Source organism: Xenophilus sp. Marseille-Q4582 (genome assembly GCF_916700565.1).
Classification (GTDB): Bacteria; Pseudomonadota; Gammaproteobacteria; order Burkholderiales; family Burkholderiaceae_C; genus Xenophilus.
Window position 1 is genome coordinate 269,762 of the sequence record NZ_CAKAKO010000003.1, and the last position, 16,312, is coordinate 286,073.

Annotated in this window: 15 protein-coding genes and 1 pseudogene; 12 read left to right on the top strand and 4 right to left on the bottom strand. The window is 65.5% G+C overall.

Annotation, left to right across the window (positions count from 1 at the left end; genetic code table 11):
• Positions 1-38: 38 nt before the first annotated feature.
• Together LG388_RS11720 and LG388_RS11725 are read right to left on the bottom strand one after the other, a co-directional pair.
• Complete coding sequence (locus LG388_RS11720) at positions 39-377, bottom strand: diacylglycerol kinase (protein WP_370630175.1); 339 nt, start codon at positions 375-377, stop codon at positions 39-41.
• A pseudogene (locus tag LG388_RS11725) lies at positions 358-831 on the bottom strand (IS5 family transposase); the annotation flags it as partial. The pseudogene LG388_RS11725 and the gene LG388_RS11720, both read right to left, overlap by 20 nt.
• Here LG388_RS11725 and LG388_RS11730 point away from each other — a divergent pair.
• The 5 genes from LG388_RS11730 (at position 817) to LG388_RS11750 (ending at position 8,224) form a co-directional block, all read left to right on the top strand.
• Positions 817-1,371, top strand: coding sequence for a type IV toxin-antitoxin system AbiEi family antitoxin domain-containing protein (locus LG388_RS11730; RefSeq protein WP_370630150.1), 555 nt, complete (start codon positions 817-819; stop codon positions 1,369-1,371). The pseudogene LG388_RS11725 and the gene LG388_RS11730 overlap by 15 nt on opposite strands.
• Before the next feature lie 95 nt (positions 1,372-1,466).
• Positions 1,467-2,942, top strand: a complete 1,476-nt coding sequence (locus LG388_RS11735; protein ID WP_225782996.1) for a DUF3375 domain-containing protein — start codon at positions 1,467-1,469, stop codon at positions 2,940-2,942.
• A 31-nt stretch (positions 2,943-2,973) separates the two neighbouring features.
• On the top strand, positions 2,974-3,648 hold the full coding sequence (locus tag LG388_RS11740) for a DUF4194 domain-containing protein (RefSeq protein ID WP_225782997.1): 675 nt from the start codon (positions 2,974-2,976) through the stop codon (positions 3,646-3,648).
• On the top strand, positions 3,645-7,022 hold the full coding sequence (locus LG388_RS11745) for an ATP-binding protein (RefSeq protein ID WP_225782998.1): 3,378 nt from the start codon (positions 3,645-3,647) through the stop codon (positions 7,020-7,022). Before LG388_RS11740 ends, LG388_RS11745 begins: the two co-directional genes overlap by 4 nt.
• Positions 7,019-8,224 carry a DUF3322 domain-containing protein gene (locus LG388_RS11750; protein WP_048939784.1) on the top strand — a complete coding sequence of 402 codons (1,206 nt, stop codon included), beginning with the start codon at positions 7,019-7,021 and terminating at the stop codon, positions 8,222-8,224. The genes LG388_RS11745 and LG388_RS11750 overlap by 4 nt, the downstream gene beginning before the upstream one ends.
• Before the next feature lie 21 nt (positions 8,225-8,245).
• Here LG388_RS11750 and LG388_RS11755 read toward each other — a convergent pair whose 3' ends face one another.
• Entirely contained in the window at positions 8,246-9,490 is a 1,245-nt protein-coding gene (locus tag LG388_RS11755; protein WP_225782999.1) for a type II toxin-antitoxin system HipA family toxin, read from the bottom strand.
• Complete coding sequence (locus tag LG388_RS11760; protein ID WP_225783000.1) at positions 9,490-9,897, bottom strand: helix-turn-helix transcriptional regulator; 408 nt, start codon at positions 9,895-9,897, stop codon at positions 9,490-9,492. Before LG388_RS11760 ends, LG388_RS11755 begins: the two co-directional genes overlap by 1 nt.
• A gap of 705 nt (positions 9,898-10,602) precedes the next feature.
• On the opposite strand from LG388_RS11760, the gene LG388_RS11765 reads away from it, so the two are divergent.
• The 7 genes from LG388_RS11765 (at position 10,603) to LG388_RS11795 (ending at position 16,257) form a co-directional block, all read left to right on the top strand.
• Positions 10,603-11,364, top strand: coding sequence for a hypothetical protein (locus LG388_RS11765; RefSeq protein WP_225783001.1), 762 nt, complete (start codon positions 10,603-10,605; stop codon positions 11,362-11,364).
• A gap of 110 nt (positions 11,365-11,474) precedes the next feature.
• Positions 11,475-11,693 (top strand): AlpA family transcriptional regulator, encoded by a 219-nt coding sequence (locus LG388_RS11770; RefSeq protein WP_225783002.1) that lies wholly within the window; start codon positions 11,475-11,477, stop codon positions 11,691-11,693.
• Between the two features lie 40 nt (positions 11,694-11,733).
• Positions 11,734-12,600: a ParA family protein gene (locus tag LG388_RS11775; RefSeq protein ID WP_225783003.1), complete on the top strand. Its 867-nt coding sequence runs from the start codon at positions 11,734-11,736 to the stop codon at positions 12,598-12,600.
• Complete coding sequence (locus LG388_RS11780) at positions 12,584-12,832, top strand: hypothetical protein (RefSeq protein WP_009618214.1); 249 nt, start codon at positions 12,584-12,586, stop codon at positions 12,830-12,832. The genes LG388_RS11775 and LG388_RS11780 overlap by 17 nt, the downstream gene beginning before the upstream one ends.
• Positions 12,825-14,483 carry a ParB family protein gene (locus tag LG388_RS11785; RefSeq protein ID WP_225783004.1) on the top strand — a complete coding sequence of 553 codons (1,659 nt, stop codon included), beginning with the start codon at positions 12,825-12,827 and terminating at the stop codon, positions 14,481-14,483. Before LG388_RS11780 ends, LG388_RS11785 begins: the two co-directional genes overlap by 8 nt.
• A 17-nt stretch (positions 14,484-14,500) precedes the next feature.
• A complete protein-coding gene (locus LG388_RS11790) occupies positions 14,501-15,061 on the top strand; it encodes a DUF2857 domain-containing protein (protein ID WP_225783005.1) in 561 nt (186 codons plus the stop codon).
• Between the two features lie 2 nt (positions 15,062-15,063).
• Positions 15,064-16,257: an STY4528 family pathogenicity island replication protein gene (locus LG388_RS11795; RefSeq protein ID WP_225783006.1), complete on the top strand. Its 1,194-nt coding sequence runs from the start codon at positions 15,064-15,066 to the stop codon at positions 16,255-16,257.
• Positions 16,258-16,312 lie beyond the last annotated feature (55 nt).

A 16,312-nucleotide genomic window follows, 5' to 3' on the forward strand; every position in this document is an offset into this window, starting at 1 on the left:
CCAAGGGGGCAACATGCATGCACGGCACGCACCAGGATCTATCCCAGAATGATCGAGCCCCATACTGCGCCCACCATCAGCAATGCCGTGGCTTGCGCAGCGCTGCCCATGTCCTTCGCGTTTTTCGACAGGGGGTGGAAGTCAAGGGAAATGCGATCCACCACCGCCTCAATGGCAGAGTTGAGCAGTTCCACCAGCAGACTGACAAGGCAAGCCGCCCACATCAGCGCACGCTCAACCGGACTGACGTCGAACACCAGGGCCAAAGGGATGAGAACGCCGTGAACCGCCAGCAGTTGACGAAATGCGGCTTCGCCACGCACGACCGCACGAAATCCGTCCCGCGAGTAAGAGCGGCTAACAAAACGGTGGGAGATGGCGAATGCAGATAACGCAGCAGGCCAGCGAGAGCAACGCGACATGAATGTCGATGCGGCGCTCGAAACGAGTACGCAGCTTGCCGAAGGCGGCCAGCCAGGCGTGCGTGCGCTCGACCACCCAGCGATGACGCCCGAGCCGGTCGTTGCGTTCGATGCCGCGCCGGGCAATACGCGCGGTGATCCCCAGCTTGCGCAGGTGAAAGCGGCAGCGAGCATAGTCATAGCCCTTGTCGGCATGCAGTTTGTGCGGCCAGCGCCTGGGCCGACCGCGACAGCCACGTACCGCTGGCAACGCGTCGACCAGTTGCTCGAAAACCACCGAGTCATGCCGGTTGGCGCCCGTGACGCAGAAGATCAGTGGGATGCCTTGGCGGTCCGTGATGATGTGGCGCTTGCTTCCGAGTTTGCCCCTGTCCGTGGGGTTGGGGCCGGTGTAGTGGCCCCCCGGGGGCTGGCCACACTGGCCGCGCCGCGGGTGGTGCTGACACGTCTGTCCACATCCGGGCAATTGGAGCGTGTCGGGCGCGGCCTCTACCGTTTGCCGGGCAACCCCATGTCCGCGCACGAGGACCTCGCCACGATTGCAGTCAAGGTTCCCAAGGCCGTGTTCTGCTTGCTGACGGCACTCCAGTTCCACGAACTGACCACGCAACGGCCTCGCCAGGTCTGGATTGCCATGCCTCGTGGCAGCCACACCCCGCGTATCGAGCACCCGCTGATCAAGATGGTGCAGATGGCGGGTGATGCCTATGCCTCGGGCATCGATGAGCACGAACGCGATGGCGCCAGACTGCGGGTCTACAGTGCCGCAAAAACCGTGGCGGACTGCTTCAAGCACCGCAACCGGATCGGCCTGGACGTGGCCATCGAGGCGCTGAAGGCTGCCTGGAAGACACGCAAGGCTTCAGCCGATGACCTATGGCGCCATGCCAAGGTCTGTCGGGTCGCAAATGTCATGCGCCCTTACCTGGAGGCGGTTTCGCATGAGTGACCACGCCGCCTTGATTCGCGCTTTCTGGGCGAGCCGATCCGTACATTTGGATCGAGACGTCGTTGTCAGCGAACGGCTCGAATAGGCAGCCCATCATGGCACTGGACCACCTCACACTCACGACATACCGCGATCGGCATCCTGCATGGCGATTGCTGGCCTCGCCACATGCGCCATTGGTGGCAAGCTTCCTGTACCGGGTGTTCGTTGCACCGAACGTGCGGCTGACGAGCGAAGCGGATCTGACCGAAATGCTGGAAGATGAGCTGTTTGCCCTGCGCGAACAGCTCGGTGCAGAGGTGTATCCGAAAGCCGCAACCGAATACCTGAATGACTGGTGCGCGCCAGACAAGGGCTGGCTGCGCAAGTTCTACAAGCCCGGCACCGACGAGGCCCAGTTCGACCTTACCCCTGCCACGGAAAAGGCCATCGCCTGGCTGGTGTCGCTGACTGAGCGGCCTTTCGTCGGCACTGAATCTCGCCTGCTGACCTTGTTCGCGCTGCTGGAGCAGATCAGCACCGGAAGCCAGGCCGATCCAGCCAGGCGCCTGGAGGAACTGCGCCGCAAGCGCGACGAGATCGACGCCGAGATCGGCCGCGTCTTGTCCGGCGACGTGCCGCTCATGGATGACACGGCCATCAAGGATCGCTTCCTGCAATTCCAACAGTTGGCGCGCGAACTGCTGAGCGACTTCCGCCAGGTGGAGCACAATTTCCGCCAGCTCGACCGCAGCGTCCGCGAGAAGATCGCGTTGTGGGGCGGCAGCAAGGGAGCGCTGCTCGACGAAGTCATGGGCGAGCGCGATGCCATCGGAGATTCCGACCAGGGGCGCAGCTTCCGTGCGTTCTGGGATTTCCTGATGTCCAGCCGTCGCCAGGAAGAACTGTCCGCACGGCTCGACCAAGTCCTCGGCCTGCCTGCCGTGGCCGCGCTCAAGCCGGAGCCGCGCACCCGCCGGGTTCACCACGATTGGCTGGAAGCGGGCGAACATACCCAACGCACGGTGGCGCAGTTGTCGCAGCAACTGCGCCGCTTCCTGGATGACCGGGCCTTCCAGGAAAACCGTCGCATCCTCGAACTGTTGCGCAGCATCGAGATCAAGGCGCTTGCATTGCGCGACACGCCACCGGCCGGCGAAGTGATGCTCCTCGACGAGATGGGCGCGGAAATCGCCTTGCCGCAGGAACGCCCCCTGTTTGCGCTCCATGCCAAGCCACGCCTGGCGGAACTGATACTTGAATCCGGCGAGGACGACGACATCGACACCGCACGCCTGTTCGACCAGCACGTCGTGGACAAGGCCCGCTTGCGTGAGGCCCTGCGGCAGGCATTGCGGCAACAGTCGCAGATCAGCTTGCGCGCGTTGCTGGAGACTCAGCCGCTGCAACAGGGATTGGCCGAACTGGTCACCTGGCTGGAACTGGCCCACGCGGGAAACCGCGGGCTGGATGGCCTCAGGGCCACGGTGGATGACGATGCGCAGGAGATCGTCGAATGGGCCATGCAGGACAGCGATGGCTCGACGGTACGACGGCGGGCGCGAATGCCGCGCGTGATCTTTACGCGCTGAATGCAAGCTGCGACGGACAGAGCAAAGACCCATGAACGATATGCATCAGGATGATCCAGAAGGCAGTGCCGAATCGCGCCCGCCCGTGGTAGCGGAACTCTCGCAACTGATGGTGCATTTGCTCAAAGGCGTGTTGTACCGCCAGGACGACGAGCGCCTATGGGCCAGTCTGCTGAACCTGCAGGCGCGTGTACGGGAGCAGGCGGCGGTGTTGTTGCTGGATCTGGTGCTGGACGAAGCCGAGGGCTACGCCTTCCTCAAAAGCCAGCCGGAGCCGGAGCATGCGGACGCCACACCTCGCCTGCCACGCCTGATCGCACGACGGCCGCTGCCCTATCCGGTCAGCCTGATGCTGGCCTTGCTGCGCAAGCGCCTGGCCGAATCCGACGCCGGCGGCGGCGATACCCGGCTGGTGCTGTCGCGCGAGGAGATCGCCGAACTGATGCGCGTGTTCCTGCCGGACGGCACCAACGAGGCGCGCCTCATCGACCAGGTCGATTCGACCATCACCAAGGTGGTGGAACTGGGCTATCTGCGCAAGCTCAAGCCCGCTGCCGGTGCAAGTCAGCAGGCACCCCGCTACGAGGTGCGGCGCATCCTCAAGGCGTTCGTCGATGCGCAGTGGCTGGCCGACTTCGATGCGCGCCTGGAGGGTTATCGCACCGCGTTGTCAGGTGGCGATCGCGACAAGGAAGCCGGCCGATGAACGATTTTTCGCCACAGCAGCTCGATGTCGTGGCCGACGACAGCCGCGTCGGCTTTCGCCTGCAGCGGCTGGAAGTCCTGAACTGGGGCACATTCGACCGGCGCGTCTGGCGCTATGAACTCGATGGGCGCAACGGCCTGCTCACTGGCGACATCGGTTCGGGCAAATCCACCCTGGTCGATGCCGTCACCACGCTGCTGGTGCCAGCGCACCGCATCGCCTACAACAAGGCCGCGGGCGCCGAAACGCGTGAGCGATCATTGCGATCCTACGTGCTGGGCCACTACAAGAGCGAACGCAACGAAGCCACCGGCAGCGCTCGCCCGGTGGCGCTGCGCGACACCACCAGCTACAGCGTGATCCTGGGTGTCTTCCGCAACGAAGGCTACGGCCAGGCGGTCACGTTGGCGCAAGTCTTCTGGTTTCGCGAACCACAGGGCCAGCCCGCGCGCTTGTTCGTGACTGTAGAGCGGGAACTGTCCATCACCGAGCACTTTTCCGGATTCGGCAGCGACATCAACGGCCTGCGCAAGAAGTTGCGCGCGATGGGCTGCGAACTGAACGACAGCTTCCCGCCCTACGGCGCCTGGTTCCGCCGCCGCTTCGGCATCGAGCACGAGCAGGCGCTGGAACTGTTCCATCAGACGGTTTCCATGAAATCGGTTGGCAACCTGACCGACTTCGTGCGCAGCCACATGCTCGAACCGTTCGACGTGGGCAGCCGAGTCGAGGCACTGCTCGGCCATTTCGATGACCTCGATCGCGCCCACCAGTCGGTACTCAAGGCCAAGCGCCAGATCGAGCTGTTGACGCCGCTGGTGGAGGATGGCCGTCGCCACGGGCAGATAGCTGCCGAGATCCAGGCGCTGCGCGAAGGACGCGATGCACTGCGCCCATACTTCGCCGGCTTGAAGGCAGCATTGCTGGAGAGGCGCCTGGAATTGTTGACTCAGGATGCGATGCGCTGGGATGCCCGCATCAAGCAACTGGGAGAGCAACGAGACAACGCCCGAATCGAGCAGGGGAAGCTCGAAGGCGCACTGCGCGAGAACGGCGGCGACCGACTGCAACAACTCGCTGCCGCCATTCAGCAGCAGGAGGCAGAGAAACAGCAACGGCAGGAGAAAGCGGACGCCTACACCACGCTATTGACGCGCATTGGAGAAGCAGCGCCGGGAGACGAAGCTGCTTTCATGACACAAAGATCCACCATCGGAGAACACGCCGAAGCGCTGCGCACAAGCATTGCGGACCACGATACGCAGATCAATGAAGACGGATATGCGCTGCGACGGGGTCAGGAAGAACACAAAGCGCTCAGCGACGAGATCGACAGCCTTGCGCGTCGCAAAAGCAATATCGATGCGGCGCAGGTGCGCATCCGCGAAGCCCTGTGCGCCGCTTTGTCCATCGCCGAGGAAGACCTGCCCTTTGCCGGTGAACTGATCCAGGTGCGCGAGGACGAGCGCGACTGGGAGGGCGCGGCCGAACGCCTGCTGCATGGCTTCGGCCTGTCCCTGCTGGTGCCGGATGCGCACTACAAGGACGTGGCCGATTGGGTGGAGCGCCAGCACCTTGGCACGCGACTGGTGTACTTCCACGTGCGTGCACGCAAGTCCACGCAGGCCGTCAGCCTGCACCCCCAGTCGCTGGTGCGCAAGCTGCTCATCAAGCCCGACACGCCGCACTACGACTGGCTGGAACGCGAACTGCACCATCGCTTCGACCTGGCCTGCTGCGACAGCACCGAGCAGTTTCGCCGCGAGACCCGCGCCATCACCCGCGCCGGACAGATCAAGGACCCGAGCGGGCGCCACGAAAAGGACGACCGCCGCCGCATCGACGATCGAAGTCGCTACGTGCTGGGCTGGAGCAACGCCGACAAGTTGCGCACCTTGCGTGACGAACGCGAGGGCCTGGAACAGCGAATGGGCGATATCGGTCTGCGCATTGCCGACGCGCAGCGATTGCGCGGGCAATGCCAGGCGCAACTGGAAGCCTTGGCCAAGCTCGAAGTCTTCACCCGCTACAGCGAGATCGACTGGCAGGCGCCGGCGCGCGAGATGGCCCGCCTGACCGAGGAACGCGACCGCCTCAAGGCGGCCTCCGATACCCTGCGGGAACTGGAAAGCCAACTGGCGCAGGTCGTCGAACGCCTGAAGGAGATCGAAGGCGATCTTGGCGAGGCCCAAGGCAAGCGCGGAGAAATCCGCAGCAAGCACGAAACTGCCTTGGCACAGCACGCACAGGCTCTCGAAATCCAGGCGCAAGCCGCACTTGACGACAAGTTGCTGCAAACCCTTGAGGGCTGGCGCGCCGAAGTCCTGGGCGACCACCAGCTCACGGTGGAATCCTGCGACAACCGCGAACAGGACGTGCGCAACGGCTTGCAGGCGCGCATCGATGCCGAAGACAAGCGTCTGACACGCCTGACCGAACGCATCATCAACGCCATGCGCGGTTTCAAGGAGACCTTCAAGGCAGAGACCGCCGAGATCGACATCAGCCTGGCCGCGCTGCCCGAGTTCGAGCGCCTGATGAACGAGTTGCAGCGCGACGACCTGCCGCGCTTCGAGGCGCGTTTCAAGGAGCTGCTCAACGTCAATACCATCAACGAGATCGCCAACTTCAACGCCCAGCTCGCGCGCGAGCGGGAAACGATCAAGGAGCGGGTCGATGCCATCAACCAATCCTTGCAGGTGATCGACTACAACCCCGGACGCTACATCCGGTTGCTGGCGCAACCCAGCCCCGATGCGGAGATCCGCGACTTCCTGCAGGATCTGCGTGCCTGCACCGAAGGCGCGCTGAGCGGCTCGGAAGACGAGCAGTATTCCGAGGCCAAGTTCCTGCAGGTCAAGGCCATCATCGACCGCTTCCGCGGCCGCGAGGGGCTGGCCGAGGTCGACCGGCGCTGGATGCAGAAGGTGACCGACGTGCGCAACGGCTTCCTGTTTTCCGCCAGCGAGCGCTGGCGCGAGGACGATGCCGAACACGAACACTATTCCGACTCCGGCGGCAAATCCGGCGGGCAGAAGGAGAAGCTGGCCTATACCGTGCTGGCCGCCAGCCTGGCCTACCAGTTCGGCCTGGAATGGGGGGCGGTGCGCTCGCGCTCGTTCCGTTTCGTCGTGATCGACGAAGCCTTCGGGCGCGGCTCGGATGAGTCGGCCCAGTATGGGCTGGAACTGTTCCGCCAGCTCAACCTGCAACTGCTGATCATCACGCCACTGCAGAAGATCCACATCATCGAGCCCTACGTGTCCGGCGTCGGCTTCGTGCACAACGAAAGCGGCCGCGAGTCGCGGCTGCGCAGCCTGAGCATCGAGGAATACCGGGCACAGAAGGCTGCCGCCACGGGAGGCGCTGCATGACATGGAGCCGGCCCGCCGACCTTCGCGCGCAAATCGAACGGCTGTGGCAGCGCGGCGAGTTGCTGCGTGCCGTGGTCGGTGACGGCGCGCTGGGCTGGCCGTTGCGGCTGTCGCTCAAGTCGCCTTCCGCTGCCGATCTCAGCAACCGTTTCGATGCCGTGCGCGGCTGGGTGCGCGATATCAGCGCCATGCCACGCGTGCGCATCGAGTGGCGCGAGTGGACGCACCGGGTACAGGGCCGGCAACGCCTGCCGGACACGCTCTGGATCGATACGCTGGAAGACGCTCTGGCGATGATCGGCAAGACCGGAGATGGCCGCCGGTTCCAGGCACTCTGGCAGCAAACTGCCGAAGCGCAACCCGCACTGCTGCCATGGCTGCACAGATCACCGTTGCAGACCCTGGCACTGGCCGAACACTGGCCGCGCCTGCTGGCCGTGGTAGCCTGGGTGCAGGCCCATCCGCGCCCAGGCGTCTATCTTCGGCAGGTCGACGCGCCGGGCGTGGACAGCAAGTTCATCGAAGCGCATCGCGGCATACTGGGCCAATGGCTGGACCTGGCCTTGCCGACTGAAGCCATCGAGCCTGCTGCAACCGGGATGGCCGGGTTTGCCCGTCGCTACGGCTTTCTGGAGAAGCCCGTTCGCATCCGCCTGCGCTTGCTCGATCCGCAGCTGCTCCAGCTTCCCGGCTGCACGGGACTGACCGACATCACCCTGGATGAGGACAGCTTCGCCACGCTCGCCCTGCCTGCGCAGCGTGTTTTCATCACCGAAAACGAGGTGAACTTCCTGGCGTTCCCACCGGTCTCCGGTGCCATCGTCGTGTTCGGTGCCGGCTATGGCTGGGGAGCGCTTGCCCGAGCCAACTGGCTGCATCGCGCCTCTCTGCACTATTGGGGAGACATCGATACCCATGGCTTTGCCATTCTGGACAGCCTGCGCAAGTATTTCCCGCTAGCCGCTTCGTTCCTCATGGACCGCTCTACCCTGATGGCCCACGCACTCCAATGGGGTGAGGAGCCCCTCGACAAACGCCATATGTTGCCCTTGCCCCGACTGGTCGATGAGGAGGCAGCTCTCTACGACGACTTGCGTAATGACCGAATCCGGCCACAGCTGCGGCTGGAACAGGAACGCATCGGCTATCGCTGGCTATGCGCGGCGTTGGCGACAACAGCCCAGGACGATTCTCGGCCGTAGCGGTATGTCCTGCCGATGTCGTCAGGGCGTGGTCGATTCGACGAACGCCGGCTCGAAATCCAGCAGGTCGGTACCGCGCATGCCCAATCCCCGGGCCACTGCGCGCCAGCCCGCCACGGCCTGGGCCACTTCACTCCAGATCGCCTGCGCTTGCACAGCATCCAGCCTGAAGTACGACGCGGCGGCCATCAGCATGTCCCGGCTATCGATGACGCCAGTGTCCTCGGTCAGCCAGGTCTTGCTCTCGCGACGGTCGCCCGGCATCGGGTTCAGGTCGAAGGCCGGCGACAGACGCCAGCCGCGCTGGCGTGCGTCGTACAGGAAGCCGGTGTTGCGCAGGTGATCGTCGGTGTTGCAGATCAGGAAGTTGAAGACCAGCCGGCGCCACAACTCATGGATGTCAGCGATCGGATCGGCGCCCGACTGAAGCAGCACATCCACCAGTTCGGTGTAGGCATGCGTCGCATCGCGGCCATCGGACTGGAGCATCGTCGCGGCCGACACGTAGGGGATGCGAGCGCCGTCGTCGGTGCGGTCGAAACGCCGGATGACGGCGACCGCCGTGCTGCCGATCACTTCCACGCGCGCCGGCGCCACCCGGATGCCGGCCTTGGCCGCCAGTTGCATGGCCAACACTTCGCCCCGGATCACGTCGCGCCGATCCGCCTGGCTGGGAAACTTGCCGACCGCCAGGCGTCCATCGATGTCCCGCACCGTGGACTTCGGCCTGGCACCACCCAGCGACGTGCCTTGCCCCAGCAGGTAGCGCAGATCCTGCGCGCTTTCCGTTCCGTCCTCCAGGGCGCGGGCCGCGTGCAGCACCTTGTCCAGTTCCACCAGTGGCGGTACGTGCCGGTTCGCTCCGCCGGCGCGCAGGTAGGCGCGAGATTGCGGATCGAACAGGCGCAGCGCGCCGACGCGCGCCTCGTCGTCCACCCACATCACGAAGTCCACCGGGTCCAGTGCAGGCGTGTCGCGGTCTTCCTGCCGCAGCTTCGCATGGGCGCGCCGGATCACACACTCGCCCCAGGCGTCGGGCGCGGTGTCCTCCAGCGCGAGGAAGAACACCTGACGGGGATGCTGCACGCCGGCCACCGGCTGGAGATCGGGCGACAGCGTGAAGAACCGGACATCCTGCAGCCAGCCTTCGTCGTAACTGAACGCGCTGCGCCGGCCGCTGCCCAAGTGCAGGCGCCCCACGACTAAGCCACTTGCCCCCAAGTGGACTTCGAGGTCCGGACGTCGCGCAGGCCGATGCGTTGCCATCAGAAGCCCTCCAGGTCATCGGCAGGCGCGGGCGCATCGCCTTTGTCAACGGGTGCTGCCTGCCGCTTCCTGCCGGCAGAGGTGCGTACCCGCTGCGGCAACTGCTCCCGCACCAGTTCCATGCCGAGCGCATCGTTCTCCAGGGTCATCGCCTGGGCCAGGTCATCGAGCCGGCCCAGCACGTGCAGCGCGCGCAGGAAGGTGTGCAGCGCGGTGCCGGGATAACCATCCTCCATGCGCCTGACGGTGCTCAGGGACGTGCCGATGCGCTGCGCCAGGTCTTCCTGGCTCAGGCGGCGCATGCGCCGCGCCACCGAGATGTCCTGCCCCAGGCGGCGCAGCGCACGCGCGACGGGCTGCGGCATCGCCACCTGCGCACCAGAGCGCTTTTGCTCGGAAGAAGACATCTTTTAGAACCTCAAATATGAGCTTATTTTTTAAATAATAGTTCATATTTGAACGCAAAAATGGGGGTCAGTCAACCCAGTCCATGCCTGCCCTTGCAGTTCTGGTAACCGCGCTACTCCATTGCGAGCGGCCCTGTTCGCAGGAGGTATCGCCGGGCTACCAGGACCGGATGAAATCCGACAGGTGATCTCACCTCGTCACCGCTCGATTGTTCGCAGGAGCCACCAAACGGTTCCTACGCACGAGTGGGAGAAACGGGGCGTCATGCTTTGTCGATCTGGGGGCAGACCTCCCGCGTCTTGCCCAAAACCTCGCCGCACTCCGTCGAGGCGGCATCGCCACACCTGTTTCCGCCCGCACTGCGTCTGCTGATAGACCGTCGCTGTCTTGCACACCGGTAACGCCCAGACTCGAACGCAAGAAGACCGAATCCGTCTTTCGCCGCGATGGCGTCTGTAGCAAAACCTCGTTATCGAGCCATCCCGCCATGGGCAGTCAACCCATTGAAGCATACCGCCACGCAGAGGCTCGGTGCTGGTGGACAAGCGCCATATCGACAGGCGGCTGCTCTGGTGAACATCCGTCATTCCGGCCTTTCTCACAAGCCAAGCCGCCACCGTCTCGCGCCGTGAAGGCGCGTCCCGGCAGCGATTCCAATCAACGAGGGAAGCAGATGTCCTGAATCCGGTTACCAGGGAGCAGTCATGCGAAAGTCATTTTCTTCCGGCGCCCACGCCAAGGTCTTCTACGGCCCAATCGAGGCGGCCATCCCGTGGGCAGGGCTGTCGCGTTTCGAGCGTCGCATCCTCGATGTCGCCAATGGGATGAACCGCTTGCCGGAGCACCCCGAACTGGCGCGCTGGCCACAGCTTCGCCTGAACGCGGAACGGATCTACGACGCACTGGTGCATCTCGACCTTCCCTACGGCAAGGACGGCATCACGAGCAACGACCCCGCCTTGCTCGATGACCTCAGCCTCACGATCCGACATGTCGATCTGAAGGCCTGGATGATCCGCTTCTATCTCGACCAGCGACCGGCCTTCCTGTTCGATGCCTTCGAGCGTCACCTGCATCCGGCCGTCAGCGTCGATGCTGTGCAGGCACTGGTCATGGATCGCGAGGCATTGAAGCTCCAGCTTGCCGACAGGGTGCAAGCCTGGGATGCGCTCTATGCCCAGTTCCAGACGCTCAGCCAGGAGCACCAGGCACGTACGGAGCGCGAGAAGCGTTCCGGGGTGCCGGGCGCCCGCAGTGAGTCCACCTACCTGAACATCGTTGGCGGTCTTTTGACCCTGCTGCTGGGCAAGTCGCCCAATGGCGTTCCCTATTCTTCCTTCGAGACGCTGGAATCGGTCATCAGTGCGCTGGTTGCCCATTACGGCGACAAGTCCGGGATCAGCGAGCGAACGCTGTGGGCGAAGTTTTCGGCAGCCAGGCGTCATCTCGCCACCCAGGACCGCTGACTGCAAGTGCAGACGCCGAGCCTGCACTTGCGGTGACTGCGCGGGAACCGCGCTATTGAATACGGGGCACGTCCATCACCGCCGCTACACAGCGCCAAGGAGTGCCCCTCGTGACTGCCCAGACCATCGCCACCGCGGCGCCGAACGAACATCGCATCCTGCGTCGCGCGGAAGTCGAGGCCAAGACCGGCTTCAAGCGCGCCCACATCTACAACCTGATCAAGGAGGGCAAGTTTCCCAAGCCCCTGCGCCTCGGGGTACGCGCCATCGGCTGGGACTCGGTGGAGATCGAACAGTGGATCGCCGATCGCCTCAAAGAACGCGCCTGACGCTTCTTCTCGGTTCATGCCATTCGAGGAGGAGAAGCTCATGCAGGTGGTGTCCATCATTTCGACCAAGGGCGGCGTGGGCAAGACCACGACGGCGGCCAACCTGGGCGGCTTCATCGCCGATGCCGGGCTGCGCGTGCTGCTGCTGGATCTGGACGTGCAGCCCACGCTGTCGAGCTACTTCACGCTGGACGTGCGCGCGCCCGGCGGCATCTACGAGATGCTGGCCTTCAACGAACGGCGCATCGAGCAACTGGTGTCGCGCACCGCGATCGCGGGCCTGGACCTGGTGCTCTCCAACGACGACCGCGGCGAACTGAACACGCTGCTGCTGCACGCTCCGGATGGGCGCCTGCGACTGCGCCATTTGCTGCCCGTCTTCCGCACGCACTACGACCTGCTGCTGATCGATACCCAGGGAGCGCGCAGTGTGCTGCTGGAGATGGCGGTACTGGCCTCCAGCCTGGCGCTGTCGCCGGTGACACCGGAAATCCTGGCGGCGCGTGAGCTGAGGCGCGGCACGCTGCAACTGATCGAGGATATCGCTCCGTATCGGCACCTCGGCATCGAGCCGCCACCGCTGCGCTTGCTCATCAACCGTGTGCATCCGGTTTCGTCGAACGCCCGACTGATCCAGCAGGCCCTGCGACAAGTGTTCCAGGCGCACGCTGGCATACAGGTCCTGAACACCGACGTCCCGGCCATCGAAGCCTACCCACGTGCCGCAACACGGGGGCTGCCAGTGCATCGCGTCGAGTACCGGCAACCAATGGGCCGTACTGCGCCTGCGGCGTTGGAGACGATGCGTGCGCTGGCTGGCGAGCTGTTCCCGGCATGGCGGGAGCGCTTCGCGTGCGTTACCGGCAGGGGCCGCGCAGGGGGAGCCAGTCATGGCGAACGCGCATGAACTGGCCCGCGGCCATGCGCGGCTGCGCGCGCTGATCGAGTTCGCGCTGGGCGAAGGTTGGCACGTGAAACGCACGCGCGGCGGGCACCTGATGTTCACCAAGCCCGGCTGCGCCGCGATCTACACCAGTTCGACCGCGAGCGATCATCGCGCCAGCCGCAACGCTCGCGCGCAGCTTCGCCGCGCCGATCGACAGGCACTGACGGCATCTCGGGAGAGCAGCGATGGCTGAGCCGACGCCGCAGGACATGGCCGCCAAGCTGCTGGCCACCGGCTTCGAGCGCAGCGGCCCTTCGGCCGCGACCTTGAGCGACCCCATCGCCGACACGCCGATGGTGGTGACGCTGGACCAGTTGCGGCCCTACGACCACGACCCGCGCGTGACGCGCAACCCGGCCTATGCGGAGATCAAGGCGTCCATCCGCGAACGTGGGCTGGACGCGCCCCCCGCGATCACGCGCAGGCCGGGCGAGGCGCACTACATCATTCGCAACGGCGGCAACACGCGGCTGGCGATCCTGCGCGAGTTGTGGAGCGAGACCAAGGAGGAACGCTTCTTCCGGATTGCGTGCCTGTTCCGCCCGTGGCCGGCGCGCGGCGAGATCGTGGCGCTGACCGGGCATCTGGCCGAGAACGAGCTGCGCGGCGGCCTGACCTTCATCGAGCGGGCGTTGGGCATCGAGAAGGCGCGCGAGTTCTACGAGCAGGAAAGCGGCCAGGCGCTGTCGCAGAGCGAACTCGCGCGGCGGCTGACTGCCGACGGTTATCCGGTGCCGCAGTCACACATCAGCCGCATGAACGATGCGGTGCGCTATCTGCTGCCGGCGATCCCGACGCTGTTGTACGGCGGATTGGGCCGGCATCAGGTGGACCGGCTCGCGGTGCTGCGCAAGGCGTGCGAGCGCACCTGGGAGCGGCGTGCGCTGGGCCGCACCGTGGCCGTGGACTTCGCCACGCTGTTTCAGGACGTGCTGACGCAGTTCGACACACAGCCGGACGACTTCTCGCCGCAGCGGGTGCAGGACGAACTGGTGGGCCAGATGGCCGAACTGCTGGAGGCGGACTACGACACGCTGGCGCTGGAGATCAACGACAGCGAAAGCCGCCAGCGTGCGCTGAGCAGCGAACCGGCGGCGCCGACACCACCGGCAGCGCCCGTCGCGCCTGCTGGTCCTCCTCCGCCGGTCTCCGCGCCTCAGCAGCCACCCGCCTCGTCCGTGCCGCGCGACACCACGCCGGTCGCGCCTCCGGCGCCAGCAGCGACACCGCCTGCATCGCCTGAAGCGCCGGAGGACCAGCACGGGGTACGCGAAGAGCGCCTGCAAGGGCACATCGTGACACCGGCACCGACCACCGAGCGCCTGCAGTCCATCCAGCGGATGGTTGCGGACCAGCTCGGCGACAAGCTGCCCGACTTCGAGACCGACGCGCTGCGTGCGATCCCCGTGCAGGTCGGCGGGCTCTATCCCATCTCGGACGTCTGGTACGTCGAGCCGGCGCTGGACGTGCCGGATCGCCTGCGCGTGCACATCGCGCAGTTCGCGCGCGAGATCGGCGAGGAAGCGGCGGTCGGCGACCACATCGAGGCCAGCGTCGGCGGCATCGGCTTTGTCTGCGTGGCGCCGGCCGTGGGCCAGGCAAAGGCGCTGCCTGCGTTCGCGCGGGCGGTGCTGACCCTGCTGGAGGCGCTGAGTTCGGCGCCACCCGCCGCGAACGGCTTGGACCGTGCACTGCTGGCCGACGAGTTGGCGGCGCTGCTCCATGGCCACGGCGGCTCGGCTACACGCCTGAGCGATGCTGCGCTGGTGAAGCTGTTCCGTCTGCTGCGCCTGGCGCGCCGGCTGCTGGATCTGGAAGCCGGCGTAGCGAGCCAGGATTACTGAGCGCAGGAGGCTTCCGCATGTCGGCACCGCACCCACTCAACCAAGCCGTGATCGCCCAGGCCCTGCATGACTTGCGCAACGGCCAGTTGCGCCGCTGCAAGGCCATGGGCTTCGGCGAGGAAGAGCTGGATGCGCTGAAGCACCCCGAACTCGTGAGCATGCTGGTGAATGCCACGGTGTCGTGGTGTTCGGTGTCGGTGAACCGCGAAGTGTTGAAGCGGCTGCTGAGCCAGGTGCACGACGTAGAGCGGGAGATCGCCACGGTGGACCGCATGCTCCGCCTGGGGGCGAGCACGGAGATGGTCAGCAAGTTCTACGGCCTCACGCATCAGGAAGTGGCGCTGCGCCGCGACATCCTCGGGCTGCCCAAGCGCAAGGGCCGGCATCCGGTGCTCGACGAGACGCAGGACGTGGCCTTGTGGGAGCGCTGGAAGGCCGGCGTCGCCGAGCGCCATATTGCCCTGACCGACGACATGGCGCTGCTGGCGCTGACCATGGACCTGGCCGAGGCGATGAGCCTGCCGATGTCGGTGATCTGGTCGGCGATACGGAACTGGATCGACCAGGGGCTGGTGTAGCCATGACCACGGGCAGCGCACCACGGCGCGATGGCCCGGTTGCGCTGTCGGCGTTGTTCGACGAGGCGCTGCGGCACCTTGAGCCGAAGGAACTGGCGCAGGGCACGGCGCCGAACCAGGACGGTTTCCTCTACAGCGGCAACCGCCATGAGAGCGTGCCGCGCCGACTGTTCCTCGACCGGCGCCTGACCCCGCTGGAGCGCAACGCCTGGCAGGTGTTCCGCCTGCAGCTCAGCGACGACGGCGTGACCGCCTTTCCCACCTACGACCAATTGCGCCCCTACCTGGCCTCGATGCCCTGCGCGGCGCAAGCATCGCATGAGACCGTGGCGCGCGCCCTGACGCTGTTGCGGCTGACGCGCTGGCTGAGCCTGGTGCGACGACGGCGCGACCCGAAGACCGGCCGCATCCAGGGGAACCTCTACGTGCTGCACGACGAACCGCTGTCGCCCTTCGAGGCGATGCAGCTCGATGCCGACTACCTCGGCCTGGTCAGCCAGGCGCTGACCCATGCCGCCAAGGCGGTGCAGATCGTGGGCATGAACACGCTCAAGGAGATTGCCGAAGACCCGCTGCTCGGCGGCCGCACATTGCCGACCCGCCTGCAGGTGCTCGCGCAGCGCATGGTGCGGTATGGCTGGACGACGCCAGGTTATCCACAGGAGGGTGCGGACCACGAATCCGAAGAAGGCCAGGAAGCCCTTCTTCGGAATGGCGTGCGCCCGTCTTCGGAATCCGAAGCGGGGCTGGAACCCGCGCAGGATGGCCATCTTCGGATTCCGAAGGAGGACCGTACAGTACGTAATGATCGTATAAATGAAGTACGTACAGTACCGCGCGCGAGGGCCTTGCAGAACCTGCGACTGCCCGAGCGCTTCCTGCGCCTGAAGGACGAGCAGCAGGGCGGCGCGCTGGTGGCCCTGCAGCAGGTGGACGAGGCCCAGCGGCAGGCCGTGCTCGACGAATGGGAGGCACGCTGCCGCAACAGCGCTGTGCGCAACCCGGCCGGCTATCTGTTCGGCATCGTGCAGAAGGCGATCCGTGGGGAGTTCAAGGCCTGGGCGGGCGACAGCGACACGGTGCCGCCTGCTTCCCGTCCACCCGAGCCCGCACCGGCGCCATCGGCACCGCCGGTATCCCCCGAAGTGGCGCGCGCCCACCTGGCGCGGCTGCGGGCGGCCCTGCGCGACCCGTGACCGGCCGAGCTATCCCCAGGGGATAGCCGAGACAGGGAGGCTTCCGGCGGGGCAA